A 13,138-nucleotide genomic window follows, 5' to 3' on the forward strand; every position below is an offset into this window, starting at 1 on the left:
GCCTCAATCGAGAGACTTTGTTGTGATCCCGATTTGCTTTAGCCTCAGATTAACCTGTTCATAACCTGGAAGTTTAGACAGTTTGGAAAAGTTTATCAGGCTAAGAAAAGTAAGGCCATCTTGCGGTTTATAACGTAAAGTCTCTGTTTAGAAATACGCCTGAAAAAGCTTAAACTTATCGCTACGACCCGATGGCGGTAAAAATTTGTGTCTGTGCTTTGGCTTTGAATGAGAAGATAAGTAGACTAAAACGCAAGTCAGTCGTTATGTCATTTTCTGCTACCGAACCTCACAGCCCAGAAACGCCCCTCCACCCCATTTTTGACAGTTCTCGCTACCGCCAGTTAGAAGCGTGGTTAGGAGAAGCCTCGTTGGTGGGCAATACGCCTTTTTTTACTAAAGACCCGTTTCCCTGGGCGAATGAGTTAGAAGCCAACTGGAAAACCATTCGGCAAGAACTCGACCAGGTTCTACAGTACGTCAATGCGCTGCCCAATTTTCAAGACATCATGCCGCGCCAGCAGCGCATCAGCCCCACAGACGGCTGGAAAACTTACTATTTTTGTGCCTTCGGCTTTGTCGCCACTCAAAACTGCCAGCAGTGCCCCGAAACCTGGCAGATGCTGCAAAAAATTCCGGGACTAAAGGTTGCTTTTTTCTCAATTTTGGCTCCAGGCAAACACATTCTGGAGCATCGAGGCAAGCACAAGGGTTTGATTCGCTATCATTTGGGGCTAATTGTGCCAGAACCACAAAGCGAATGTGGTATTCGCGTGGGCAATCAGGTAGCTCACTGGCAAGAAGGTCAAAGCTTAATTTTTGACGATACTTATTACCACGAAGCCTGGAATCACACGGATGGCTACCGCGTCGTTCTCTTTTTAGATATTGCTCGCCCTTTTCGCTGGCCTCTCTCCTGGGTGAACAGTCTCATCGCTCGCCTGTTGGTTGTCTCGCCTTTGGTCAAGCAGGCTAAAGCTAACTACGCCCATTGGGAAAAGCAGTTTGAAAAAGCCCTACAGTAAGTTGCTTGAGGCTGTCAACCTAGCCGCCAAGGTCACTGTCGGCTGGTTGACGGTTGTTGATTGCATGCCACCTGAGCCTGGGGTTAACCAGGTTAATGAGCAGACACGCCCAGGCATAGCCCCCGGCTACGATCGCACGTAGGAGTTAGAAGCCAAAATGCAGGGTTCAACGGAACAGTTAGCCTATTCATCTCAGCCAGTTTGGGCGATCGCCTCGCCAGTTTCGGTCGTTGTGCCTATCTATAACGAGGTTGAAAGCTTACCAATGCTGGTTGAGGCGCTTCAGCAAGCGCTACAGACAGTGCAAACTTATGAAATTATTTGTGTAGACGATGGCTCTACCGACGGTTCGGCTGAATGGCTACAGCAATATGCCCGCGATCGCCCTCACTTTAGAGCCATTTTGCTGCGCCGCAACTACGGCCAAACGGCTGCCCTAGCAGCAGGGTTCAACTATGCCGAGGGCGAATACATCATTACCCTAGACGGCGATTTGCAAAATGACCCGACTGACATTCCCCAACTGCTTTTCAAGCTCGAAGAAGGCTATGACCTGGTTAGTGGCTGGCGTCAACATCGGCAAGATCACCAGCTGACTCGTCTCCTGCCGTCTAAAATTGCTAACTGGTTAATTAGCCGGGTTACGGGAGTTGAGCTACACGACTATGGCTGTTCGCTCAAAGCCTATCGAGCCGAAATTTTACGCGACATGCACCTCTATGGCGAACTGCATCGCTTTTTGCCTGCCCTGGCGTTCATTGAAGGAGCCAGAATTACCGAAATGCCTGTCAACCATCACGCTCGTCGTTTTGGCCAAAGCAAGTATGGCTTAGGGCGAACGCTGCGGGTGGTGACGGATTTGTTTACGATCTACTTCATGAAGCGATTTTTGACTCGCCCCATGCATGTGTTTGGTTCATTTGGCTTGGTGTCGATGCTGGCGGGGTTGGTCATTAGTTTTCACTTGGCCTGGGTTAAGTTTTTAGGCCAGCAAGATATTGGCGATCGCCCGCTGATGTTTTTAGCGATTGTGCTATTTCTCACCGGAATTCAGCTTTTTAGCTTTGGCCTCTTGGCTGAACTAGTAATGCGGACTTATCACGAATCGCAGCAGCGCCCCATTTATCGGGTGCGCGAGGTCATCGGTCGCCAGCGCCAGTCGGCAACTAAGCCCACTCCTTAGGCAGAGACAGCCCTCAACACCTGCTCAATTCTGGCAAGCTGAGACTGAACCAAAGCTTCGTCTTCAGGGTGAATAGCCTTGAGCAAAGTCACCCGCCAGCTAACAGACTTTTGCAGTTCTTCTAGCTCTTGGCCGACTTGATCAATTTTGTGGCTATCTTTGGCGGCGATCGCAGCGGTTAGGGTAGCTTCTAGCTCAGCCTGTTCTCGTTGTAGCAAAGCTTGGGCGGCTTGTAGCTGGCCTGCTACGCCCCCCGCCTTCACCACGCAAAAAACTTCCATCAAATGACGATACTGCTGCCCCAGCGTCGTGGCTGTCGTCTCGGTTGACGGCTGCGGCATTTGAGAGTTTTCTAGGCGCTGCTGCCACCAGCCTAAAATTTGCTCTAGCCCTTCTGAGGTCAAGCGAGGCGCTGGTTCCCCCGTTGGCTCTAAATTGGTGTTCACAGAAAGCAACCCAAAACGTCAGTCCTTACCGCCAATTTATTAAAATTTATTGAGAGATGCAATCATTAAACCCCTATGGCTACGGCTAAAGACACCTTGTTTGAGCGCTTTTTAGCGCCTGTGTTTAACCTTCTGCTCGATCGCGAAGCCCTGTTGCACTACCGCAACCAGGTTGATTGGGAGCAAGAACGCGATCGCCTGCAAAATCCAGCCCTGACTTATCCGGCCTATTATCAACAGCAAAATTTTCACGGCATTCAAGGCGGCTACCTGACGGCTGATGCTGCCGTCACCTACGACCCCATCACCCAGTACGTATTACCCCCCCACGAAACCTGGGTTAGGCAGGCTTTAGTCGAGCGAATTGAAACAAAACCACGGCGCATTTTAGATTTGGGTTGCGGTACGGGATCGACCACGCTACTGCTCAAGCAAGCCTTTCCGCAGGCTGACGTTATCGGTTTAGATCTCTCGCCTTACATGCTGAAGGTGGCCGAAGACAAAGCCCAGCAGCAAGCCTTAGATATTAGTTTTGTTCACGCTCCGGCTGAAGCTACAGGCTTTGCCGCAGCTAGCTTTGACCTGGTAACAGCCAGCCTCCTTTTTCACGAAACGCCGCCTGAAGTCTCCCAGCGGATTTTGCAAGAAGCCTTTCGATTGCTGACTACCGGGGGAGAAGTGATCATTCTCGATGGCAGTCAGGCCACGCTCAGACAAGCCACCTGGCTGATGGATATTTTTGAAGAACCCTACATTCAAGCCTACGCTCAGCACAGCCTTGATGCTTGGTTAGGAGCCGCAGGCTTTGGCGCTGTCCGTAGTGAAACCGTTTGGTGGGTGCATCAGGTCAGCCGGGGGGTGAAGCCGATTGTGGGTCAATCTGCTGATGAAGTCATGGCTAATGCTGCCTTTTTAGACTTAGACGCCGCAGTCGGTGGCGTAGCTTAAGCGGCAGGAGATAAGGATTCAGGCCGTTAGCCCTACCTGACGGCTTAATTATCCGTTAATCTAGCTTCATTCAGGACGTAGCGATTTCAATGCCCCTCAAAGCCGTTTTATTTGATTTCAATGGCGTCATTCTTAAAGATGAAGCCGTTCATCAAAAGCTGATTCAAGAACTGCTAATCGCTGAAAATATGCGACCCAATCCGGCAGAATATGCCGAGTTGTGCTTAGGGCGTAGCGATCGCGCCTGTTTGACGGCACTTTTTTCCAAACGGGGTCGCGTTGTTACCCCCGCCTATCTCGATCGCCTAATCGACCAAAAATCGACCGCTTATTTGCAGCAATTAAACGCGATCGAAAAGCTACCTTTGTTTCCGGGCGTTGACGACCTTATCTTCAAGGTGCGGGCAGCCCAGCTCAAACTGGCAATTGTTTCAGGGGCACAGCGGCGTGAAATTGAAACCGTGCTGCAACGGGCTAACCTGGCTGAGCACTTTGCCGTGATTGTCGCTGGAGACGACTTGACCACCGCCGCCAGCAAACCTCAGCCCGATGGTTATCAACTTGCCGTTACCCGATTAAATGAAGCTTTTCCAGGCTTATCTTTAACCGCTGCTGACTGTTTAGCGATCGAAGACTCATTTGCAGGCATTGAAGCCGCCAAGCGGGCAGGCATGCGGGTTGTTGGCGTTGCCCACACTTATCCCTTTCGGATGATGCACCGACGAGCCAACTGGGCGGTTGATTATCTCTTTGAAGTGGACTTAGACTACATTCGCGGCATCTACGACCCCGCTTTGGCCTTGCCGACCCTCGATTAATAATTCAATAAAAATACAGCCTAGTTTTCTATAGATAAAACTTCATCGCTATAGAAACAATACAAAGGCTGCCCAGTTTCGTCAGCATAGGTTTCTGCAGTGTCTGGGTCATACAAATAAACCAAAACTTCTGCCTTGCAGCTCAACACACCCTCAAAGATGATCTCTGCTACAAGGCCATAGCAGTAGCGCTGTGAAGTGGCTGCATTGGGGTAAAAAGGCTGCTTCAGGCGCACTACATCGCCTACGTTCATGCCTCTTCATTCGACGGCAAACCTAGCTGCTTTTTCTTGCGCTTTAGCGATTTCCAAGCAAGCTTAACTTCTTGATACGCTTCTTGAGGAGAAAGCTTGCCCGCTGTTTGCAGATTAAAAATATAGCTAACTCGCTGTGAAAAGACCTGTAGTTCGGCGTCGAAAGCAATGTTCTCAGAGGTCGGCGGGCCGTAATAGCGAGAGCGGGGAAACAGAAAATCAGAAGTGTTCATTTGCTAACTAGAAGTGTAAAAGTGTTTTCTTAACCTGATCTTAACCTTGAGGTCGAATTAAGTCAGTAGTTGCGCGAAAAATATATCTTTGACCAGAGTTTCGTTTGCTAAATTACCCAACTGCTGCCTGGTTCGCCCCCGCTAAGTACGGCAAGTCTACATTCCCTGACAAAATAAGCTTTGGCAATCTATCGCTCTCTATTAAGCGGAAATGAAAGCTCGATGCTGCGTCGGTTGAAATGACTTCAATACGTTCAAATTTTCTCGCGTCATGGCAAAGCGCTATGAACGTAGTCATAAGAGTTGAGAGACTTCAATGATTGCAAACTGCTGACAGAAAGTTTTCTTTCTGCCTTTAGCAGTACAAACCTTTGGTGTCTTAAAGAGTCTAACCAGCGCTAGAAGGTAGATATCGCGTTTACCCAGCCAAGGCTGAAGACGAGTGGGCTGACGCCAAACATTCCTGCTCAACTTTTGTAACAAAGTCGCGGATAATTGCGGCGCAGCCCGCCGGATTGACCTGCAAAATTAAATGAGGGCCTTCTACCTGTTTGACCTCAATTTGAGGCGCAATTCGCTTGAGCGCCATGACAGCGCGGGTTGGAATCAGACGGTCGTGTGTCGCTTGAATATAATAGCAAGGCACATCAATTTCGTAAGTATTTTGTTTGAGCAAGCTCACTGCATACATGCGATTGGCAATCACTTGAGGATTGACCTGCTCAAGCGCCTCACGAAAGCTTTCAAACAAGTCATCAATCGCGTTTGCACCTAAAAAGAACAGCTTAACTAAACATTTAGGCAACGGTAGCCGAAACAGCAACGCTAGCGGTAAAAACTGCACTGTTTTTAACAGCAAGGGGCGGGGCTTTTCGATAAAGGTGGCACAAAAGATAATGCCTCGAATGTTGTTAAGTTCTCTCTCTAAGAGCTTGATCGGCAACGGCCCCGAAAAAGACTCGGCTAAAAGCACAACGTTGGGCTTGTCAGCGATCCGCTGCATGACTAAATCCGCCAGTTCGTCATAAGACAAAATTTCGTTGGTTGGGTAATCAACCACTTCGGTTTTTAGCTCTGGTGGTAGCTCATCCAACAAAGGCTGAAACAGCCAACCCGTTGCATCCATGCCGGGGAGTAAAACCAGTTCTAAAGAGGGGGTCGAGGTCATCAAAATCTTTTAACGTGCGCCGCTAGCCTACCAGTAGCAGACTATAGATAGATAAATCACCGACAATCGATAGACTTTGAGGGGCAAAGGGTTAGCTAGCGATCGCTTCGGCCATGTCAGCCGTCGAGCCAACCGCCTGATAGAGCGTATCTCGCTGTTGATAGGGTCTATCGATAGCGGCGATCGCCGTCTGTAAATCGCTGACTGCCATGCATGTACCGCCTTTAGCCCCAGCCATTGTGGTAATGTGCTCTTCCATCAGCGTGCCCCCAATGTCATTACAGCCCCACTGCAAAGCTGTCGTCGCTCCTGCTAGCCCTAGCTTGACCCAGCTCGGCTGATGGTTTTTAATCCAGTTGCCCAAATAAATTCGAGCCACCGCCGTTAGCAGCAGCACATCAGCTAAAACGGGCTGGTCACGTCCGACGCGCCGCCGCAAAGGTTTAGGAGCTTCTTGGCCAACAAAAGGCAGCAAGATAAATTCGGTTATGCCGGGATAACCCTGAGCCAGCGATCGCTGCTGAAGTTGTCTCAGTTGCTCAAAATGGCTGATCTGCTGCTGAGGTGTTTCAATATGCCCAGATAGCATCGTACTGGTCGTGGGCAACCCAGCGGCATGAGCCAGACTGACAATTTCTAGCCAGGTGGCGCTGCTGATCTTTTCGGGGCACAGCACTTTACGGACAGCGTCGTCTAAAACCTCAGCCGCCGTTCCAGGTAGCGAACCGACGCCTGCCGCTTGCAGGGCTGCAATGACCTGGCGGTAAGAAAGCCCATCTTGGCGGGCAATAAACTGGACTTCTTGGGGCGAGAAGGCGTGCAGATGAAGCTGCGGAAAGGCTTGTTTGATGGTTTGAACCAGCTTGACGTAATATTTAAGGCTGCTACCTGCGATCGTAGCGTCAGGGTTTAGCCCCCCCTGCATACAAATTTCAGTGGCTCCTTGCTGTACGGCATCCGCCGTTTTGGCTAAAATTTGCTCCCATTCTAGCCAGTAAGCACCTGATTGATTGGCATCGCGGCGAAAGGCACAAAAGCTACAGTGCTGTTCGCAAATATTGGTGTAGTTGATATTGCGGTTGATGACATAGGTGACCACTTCACCCACTTGTTGCTGTCTCAAGGCATCAGCCGTTTGGCGAATAGCTGCGATCGCGGCAGGTGTTTGCTGTTGCAGTAACGTGATCCCCGCCTGCACCGAAATATCCTGTCCGGCTAACGCCTGATTAAGAATTTGTTGAACGTTCATGGTTATGAGGGGTTTCTATCTATTGTGACAGGCTTTAGAAAAACACTGGGTCATTTTCAAACACCTACCTTTCATCAGGCCAATGAAAACCAATCCCGTTTGCAAGTCGCGTCCTCCTCTACATCTCATCACGCCTTTTACAAAAGCAGCGTGAACCGTACAGGTCATAAACAAAACGGAGACTCAGTAGAAATTAGCAGGCCGCAACTAGCATTTCTAGAAAGGCTGGTTGTTCCGCGTAGGGCTAGCGATAAGACGCAGACGTTTTTAAAGGGCGACCTGATAGAAAACTTTTGCTCTAAAACTTTTAATCTATGCGATCGCTGATGTCTTACATTGTTTTAGAGAATGTTTGAAAAGATATCTGCTGCGTAGCAAAATGGCTTAGATCCCCCTAAATCTCCCTTAAAAAAGGGGACTTCCCAGCATAGTAAAACGGTTTAGATCCGCCTAAATCCTTCTTGGAAAGGGGAACTTCCCAGCCGATCCGCCTCGTTTTAAGAGGGCTAAGGGGGGATCGATGAGTACCTAAAATCATAACCATTGGCTTTTTAAACACCCTCTTGGAGCGCCAGACCTTTAGAGCAGCGATCGCGATTTTTCAGAAATTAGAGTTAGCTAAAAGTAGCTTTGGCGAGAGAGTTTTTATGATTTTGGTACGACTTGGGGTTGAAGGGTCGGTAATAGTTTTCAAACGTTTTTTTGATTGCTTGAGTGAAAGCGACCTACCACAAAATCTCGTTTTTGCTGATGCTTGGTTTTGCGGCCTGTCACTCGTCTGCGCCACAGGCGAAAGCTAGAAGGCTTCATTTCTCGCCGCATTAGCGCAATCACCTGTTTCTCCAGCAAGCCAAACTGAGTTTCAATCGCGCTGAATGGCGTACGATCTTCCCAGGCCATCTCAACGACACGATCGATCACATGCGGTTCTAGCTGAGGTAGCTTCATAGTTCTTAACAAATAGCGCTATTAGCTATGCTAGAACGATTTCTCGGCTGTTGGGGGCTGCTCAGCAGAAAGTTTTGGCCGTTGATAGAGCAAGTTTCTGAGAATTAACATGACCTTTTTTCAGACAGATGCGGCGTTACAAGCTGCCGCTAACGAAGTCTTGGCAGCAACCTGGGCTAAATTTTCGGGGCTAGCGCAAAACCAAATCGCTCTCACCTGGCTTGTTTACGATCCGCCCGTCATGGTCAATACTGGCGGAGCCATCAGTCCCGATACTTTTTGGCAGTATCAACCACGCGGCGTCGCTTACCGAGGAGTAGAGCTGATCTATCCTGCCAGCGTTGTCAAGCTGTTTTATCTGGTAGCCGTACATGAGTGGTTAGAGCAGGGCATGATTGCCTCTTCTGCTGAGCTAGAGCGAGCTATGCAAGACATGATTGTAGACTCTAGCAACGATGCCACTAGCTTGGTCGTCGATGTTTTGACCGGAACCACCAGTGGCCCAGAACTGCCCAACGGCCCGTTTGCAACCTGGCAGCAGCAGCGAAATCTGGTTAATCGCTACTTGCGATCGCTCCAGTGGCCTGAACTAGACACGGTTAACGTTAATCAAAAAACCTGGTGTGATGGCCCCTACGGGCGAGAACGGGTATTTTTGGGAGAAGCTTGGGAAAATCGCAATATGTTAACCACCAATGCCGTTGCGCGTTTGGTTCACAGCATTATCGGTGGCGTTTCAGTGACCTCAGAGCGATCGCAGCAGATGATGCGCCTGATGCAGCGCCAGCTTGATCCGCAAGTTTTAGCAGTCGATCCCGAAAATCAGGTTGTCGGCTTTTTGGGGGCAGGCGTTCCCACCACAGCCCGCGTCTGGTCTAAAGCGGGTTTAACCAGCAAAGTTCGCCACGACGTAGCCTACATCGAAAGCGCTGGGCGATCGCCTTACTTACTGGTGGTCTTTACTGAAGGCAAAGCCCATAGCCAAAATGAGGCCATTTTGCCGTTTGTCTCTCAGCAAGTCTGGCAAGCCACGGAAACCCTATCAAAAGCTGCCTCCTAAATGGGCTAGCGGCAATTTTGTCGTGCGATCGCAAGCCTGCACACCTTCCGATTCGGAAAGGAAGTGGTAGAATCGCTGACAATTCCTTACATTATGGGGTGAAGCAGCTACCGCCTGAGGTGAAGACTGCTTGAAATAATGTGAGCCTAGTCACTACTAGCGCTCTGGGTCATTGGTGTTGAGTGATCACAAACAGTTTTTGAGGAGTGAACGAAAACATGGTTTCTATCCAGCGCATTTCTTTGTTGACGGGCATGGTGTCTGTCGTCGCGATCGCAGCTACCCTACCAGCCGCCGCCGCGGTGATGACGGAGCAAGTGGAAACTCAAACAGCCACCTTCACTGCGCCAACCGAGTCTGATCAGCTCATGGCTCAAGTAATGCTCCCTGAAAAGGCCACCGTTGCCACTAGCGAAACCCCATTAACAGCCGAAATCGACGCCGTAGCTACCATTGCGCCTGTAGCTGCAGAAGTTAACCTTGCTGAAGTTGAAATCATCGAAACGGCTCCCGTTTTAGCAGATGCAACCGACGAGTCAGTTTCTACCTCTGCAGCCACGCTGTTGTCAGCTTCTGAAGCAGAGATTGCACTCACTAACTCAGCTCAGCCTACCGCTGAACCGACTGACAACGCTCAAATTGCTCAAGTCACCCGGCCACTCTATCGAGGTGTCGCGCCTTTTTATCTGGGCATTGGTGGCAACATTGGCGTCGGCGATGATGATGCATCGGCCGTGGGCGATTTTGCCTTTGCCGTTATCAGCAAAGTTTCGCTTGGCCCCCGGTTTGCAGTTCGGCCTTCGCTGTTGGTTAGCGAAGAAGACGTTTCCCTCGCGGTACCGCTGACCTACAACATTAACCCCATCCAGGCACAAAATTTCACCCTGGCTCCCTTTGTCGGTGCTGGCGTTGACATTGCGTTTGATGGCGATGCCGCTTTGCTGCTCAATGGCGGCGTAGACATCCCCTTATCTCGCCAATTTACCTTCAACAGTCAAGCTAACTTCCGCGTTACCGATGACTTCTCAGCCGGGATAATCTTAGGCGTTGCCTATAACGTGCCAGTTTTCTTTGAGTAATCGGTTGCTTAGCCAACTAGCAGTCGATTTTGCTGGGCTTGGGCTGGCTGCAGCTAGCTGTAGCCGCCAGCGTTGAGACAATTCAATTGCTCAAAGCCGCTGGCAGAAAAGCTTTCGTTCTGCCCTCAGCCTTCTGCTTTTAGCTATAACAACGATACCCATTTCGCTTAGAGGTGCTGCTCAGCACCTCTTTTGTTTTGGGCACGTTTAGGGCTGAATAGGTCTAGGGTGCGAACGATGACGGTAACTACGGCGGACTGGCAGCAGGTACAAACAATGTTTGCCCAAATCTGGGGTTATTCCCAGTTTCGGCCACCGCAAGCAGAAATTATTGCAGCCCTGATCAAACAACAAGATGCGCTGGTCATTCTGCCGACTGGGGGAGGTAAGTCTCTTTGTTTTCAGTTGCCTGCCTTATTGCAAACGGGGTTGACGCTGGTAGTCTCACCGTTGGTTGCTTTGATGGAAAATCAGGTAGAAGAACTGCAACAGCGATCGCTAGCGGCAGCAGCCCTACACGGAGAGCTATCTTCACAGCAGCGGCGGCAAATTTTAAGCGCCTTAGAGCGGCAGCAATTGCGTTTGCTCTATCTCTCTGCCGAAACCCTGCTTAGCCCAGCCGTTTGGCAGCGTCTTTGTCAGCCCCACCTCAAAATCAACGGTCTGATTTTAGACGAAGCCCATTGCTTGGTGCAGTGGGGCGAAACCTTTCGTCCGGCTTACCGCCGCCTTGGGGCTGTACGGCCAGCGTTGCTACAGCATAAACCGCCTAGAACGCGGCTAGCGATCGCCGCTTTTACGGCCACTGCCGATCCCACCGCTCAGCGTATTCTCAAAACCGTTTTACAGCTAGATCACCCGCAAGTGGTGCGACTCAGCCCCTATCGAGCTAACCTGCATCTGTCTGTACAGCAGGTGTGGACGCCGCGCGGACGGCGACAGGCTTTACAAGCCTATTTAAAGCCGCGATCGCAGCAAGCCGGGTTAGTGTACGTTCGCACCCGCCGCGACAGCGAAACGCTGGCTCACTGGCTCAAGGCTCAAGGCTACGCCACCGAGGCTTACCACGCTGGACTTAGTCCCCGCGATCGTCGCCGCCTAGAAGCCGATTGGATTAGCGATCGCCTCCAGTTTGTCGTTTGCACCAATGCTTTTGGTATGGGCATTAACAAACCTAATGTCCGCTGGGTTCTCCATTTTCAGGCACCCTGTTTGCTATCAGAATATATTCAAGAAGTTGGACGAGCCGGACGCGACGGTCAACCCGCCGCCGCCATGACGCTCGTGAGTGAACCCACGGGCTGGCTTGATCCCTCAGATAAGCAGCGATCGCAGTTTTTTGCCGCCCAAGCGCAAAAGCTACAGCAGCAAGCGCAAACGTTAGGCAAACAAATTCCGCCTGAAGGCTCGGTACAAGCGGTTCAGACACAACATAAAAACGGAGCGATCGCCCTTTCCTATCTACACAGCCTCGGCCAACTCGACTGGCTCGATCCGTTTCACTATCGCTTGCGCACCCCAACCCCAACCCCGGCCAAAAACCTGGCAAACGACGCTTGCCCGACCCAAATGCACCAGTACTTGCATAGCCGTCACTGTCGCTGGCAGCTTTTGTTAGCCGCGTTTGGATTTCGGCAGGAAGCTGAGCGGATGGGGCACTGTGGCCATTGCGATCGCTGCAAGCGATCGCGGGTTTAAGCTTGCTCAGTATAAGCTTGCTCAGTCAATGAAAACAGTTTGCGTTCCCGCCAATAAACTGTCCTGAGGACAGTCCTGTGGATTTTCTTTAAGACAGTCCTGTGGACTGTCCTCAGGACATGCTAAAGTATAGAGGAAAGACTGAAGGGTTGAGGGAGAGTCGCCTCCACTGGTAGGTTTAACTCCCGCTGGCGAACAAAAGCCAGAACGGCTAACAGTCCATCACCTAAAAGTTAGGTGATGCCAGTGCTAACATCGCTAACACTCACATCACCCTCAAAAGCAAAACCACTCTCAAAAGAGATACTCGAACACCAAACACATAGATACCAACCGACCAGCATGGGGGTGCTGGTCTTTTTATTTTAAAGGATAGTGCCGTTTTAGACGAGATGCTTCAGCGAGCTATGCCTAGCGCCGCTTTGAAACTCGCCAAGCTGCTTCACCCCCCGAACGATAGCCCACCCGGGTAAAGACAAAGCCTGCATCTGTAAAGCGATCGCCATACTGACTGACCTCACGCGGATCTAGCTGCAAAAGCTGAGCCACTTCTGAAGTTCTAATTTCCCACCCGTTGCGAGCTGCCGCCTCTAACGCCTTATAACAAGCCAGTGGATCAACGTCTTGCGAAGGTCGTAGCCGAGCGGCCATTTCTGCCGCAATTTTCGAAACTAGATCCAAAATATTGTCTGGCTGTAGCGTAGACAGTCCTGAGGACTCTGCGGTCACGTCGTCTTCGGCAGGTTTCAGACCGCGCATTTCTAAAAATTCTGCCATCGTCCCCCCCCGCTGGATGAAGGCATGAACTTCATCTAACAGTCTGAGCTGCTGAGCATTTACATAGGCTCGGTTGCCCACTTTGATAGTGACAATGCCCAAGTCTTTAAGTCGCTTGTAAACAGCGCTTCTCGCTAAGCTGTAGCGATCTATCAGGTCATTGACAGGTATTCTATCGATCTCGCCGTTGCCCATGCCCCTATACCCTGGACAGTCCTCAGGATAGTCTCTGCTATCCCTTACATTCTATGT

At 50.5% G+C, this 13,138-nt stretch carries 14 protein-coding genes; 7 read left to right on the forward strand and 7 right to left on the reverse strand.

What is annotated here, in order from left to right; genetic code table 11:
• Positions 1-266: 266 nt before the first annotated feature.
• Positions 267-1,025 carry an aspartyl/asparaginyl beta-hydroxylase domain-containing protein gene (locus ACTS3T_RS21375; RefSeq protein ID WP_462935675.1) on the forward strand — a complete coding sequence of 253 codons (759 nt, stop codon included), beginning with the start codon at positions 267-269 and terminating at the stop codon, positions 1,023-1,025.
• A 157-nt stretch (positions 1,026-1,182) separates the two neighbouring features.
• Positions 1,183-2,208: a glycosyltransferase gene (locus tag ACTS3T_RS21380; protein ID WP_462935676.1), complete on the forward strand. Its 1,026-nt coding sequence runs from the start codon at positions 1,183-1,185 to the stop codon at positions 2,206-2,208.
• On the opposite strand, the gene ACTS3T_RS21385 is transcribed toward ACTS3T_RS21380, so the two are convergent.
• Complete coding sequence (locus tag ACTS3T_RS21385; RefSeq protein ID WP_462935677.1) at positions 2,205-2,654, reverse strand: hypothetical protein; 450 nt, start codon at positions 2,652-2,654, stop codon at positions 2,205-2,207. The genes ACTS3T_RS21380 and ACTS3T_RS21385 overlap by 4 nt on opposite strands.
• A gap of 75 nt (positions 2,655-2,729) precedes the next feature.
• Between ACTS3T_RS21385 and ACTS3T_RS21390 the strand changes: the two genes are divergently transcribed.
• Together ACTS3T_RS21390 and ACTS3T_RS21395 are read left to right on the forward strand one after the other, a co-directional pair.
• Positions 2,730-3,602: a class I SAM-dependent methyltransferase gene (locus ACTS3T_RS21390; protein ID WP_462935678.1), complete on the forward strand. Its 873-nt coding sequence runs from the start codon at positions 2,730-2,732 to the stop codon at positions 3,600-3,602.
• Positions 3,603-3,691: 89 nt separating this feature from the next.
• The gene (locus ACTS3T_RS21395) at positions 3,692-4,420 is read left to right on the forward strand and encodes an HAD family hydrolase (protein WP_462935679.1); all 729 of its coding nucleotides are present in this window, start codon (positions 3,692-3,694) and stop codon (positions 4,418-4,420) included.
• A gap of 20 nt (positions 4,421-4,440) precedes the next feature.
• Here ACTS3T_RS21395 and ACTS3T_RS21400 read toward each other — a convergent pair whose 3' ends face one another.
• The 5 genes from ACTS3T_RS21400 to ACTS3T_RS21420 all read right to left on the reverse strand — a co-directional run bounded on the left by ACTS3T_RS21400 (position 4,441) and on the right by ACTS3T_RS21420 (position 8,272).
• Positions 4,441-4,674 (reverse strand): hypothetical protein, encoded by a 234-nt coding sequence (locus ACTS3T_RS21400; protein ID WP_462935680.1) that lies wholly within the window; start codon positions 4,672-4,674, stop codon positions 4,441-4,443.
• Positions 4,671-4,907, reverse strand: coding sequence for a DUF7219 family protein (locus tag ACTS3T_RS21405; protein ID WP_462935681.1), 237 nt, complete (start codon positions 4,905-4,907; stop codon positions 4,671-4,673). The genes ACTS3T_RS21400 and ACTS3T_RS21405 overlap by 4 nt, the downstream gene beginning before the upstream one ends.
• 418 nt (positions 4,908-5,325) lie before the next feature.
• Positions 5,326-6,075 carry an alpha/beta fold hydrolase gene (locus ACTS3T_RS21410; RefSeq protein ID WP_462935682.1) on the reverse strand — a complete coding sequence of 250 codons (750 nt, stop codon included), beginning with the start codon at positions 6,073-6,075 and terminating at the stop codon, positions 5,326-5,328.
• A gap of 91 nt (positions 6,076-6,166) precedes the next feature.
• The gene (gene cofH / locus ACTS3T_RS21415; RefSeq protein WP_462935683.1) at positions 6,167-7,324 is read right to left on the reverse strand and encodes a 7,8-didemethyl-8-hydroxy-5-deazariboflavin synthase subunit CofH; all 1,158 of its coding nucleotides are present in this window, start codon (positions 7,322-7,324) and stop codon (positions 6,167-6,169) included.
• A gap of 690 nt (positions 7,325-8,014) precedes the next feature.
• Positions 8,015-8,272: a TIGR03643 family protein gene (locus ACTS3T_RS21420; RefSeq protein WP_462935684.1), complete on the reverse strand. Its 258-nt coding sequence runs from the start codon at positions 8,270-8,272 to the stop codon at positions 8,015-8,017.
• A 109-nt stretch (positions 8,273-8,381) separates the two neighbouring features.
• Here ACTS3T_RS21420 and ACTS3T_RS21425 point away from each other — a divergent pair, with 109 nt between their 5' ends.
• The 3 genes from ACTS3T_RS21425 (at position 8,382) to ACTS3T_RS21435 (ending at position 12,109) form a co-directional block, all read left to right on the forward strand.
• Positions 8,382-9,332: a serine hydrolase gene (locus ACTS3T_RS21425; protein ID WP_462935685.1), complete on the forward strand. Its 951-nt coding sequence runs from the start codon at positions 8,382-8,384 to the stop codon at positions 9,330-9,332.
• A gap of 218 nt (positions 9,333-9,550) precedes the next feature.
• On the forward strand, positions 9,551-10,411 hold the full coding sequence (locus ACTS3T_RS21430; RefSeq protein ID WP_462935686.1) for a hypothetical protein: 861 nt from the start codon (positions 9,551-9,553) through the stop codon (positions 10,409-10,411).
• A 237-nt stretch (positions 10,412-10,648) separates the two neighbouring features.
• Positions 10,649-12,109 (forward strand): RecQ family ATP-dependent DNA helicase, encoded by a 1,461-nt coding sequence (locus ACTS3T_RS21435; protein WP_462935687.1) that lies wholly within the window; start codon positions 10,649-10,651, stop codon positions 12,107-12,109.
• 411 nt (positions 12,110-12,520) lie between these two features.
• Here the strand turns inward: ACTS3T_RS21435 and ACTS3T_RS21440 are convergent, their stop codons facing one another.
• The gene (locus tag ACTS3T_RS21440) at positions 12,521-13,081 is read right to left on the reverse strand and encodes a hypothetical protein (protein ID WP_462935688.1); all 561 of its coding nucleotides are present in this window, start codon (positions 13,079-13,081) and stop codon (positions 12,521-12,523) included.
• Between the last annotated feature and the right edge of the window lie 57 nt (positions 13,082-13,138).

It is taken from the genome of Almyronema sp. (assembly GCF_052168255.1).
GTDB lineage: Bacteria > Cyanobacteriota > Cyanobacteriia > Phormidesmidales > Phormidesmidaceae > Sphaerothrix > Sphaerothrix epifaneia.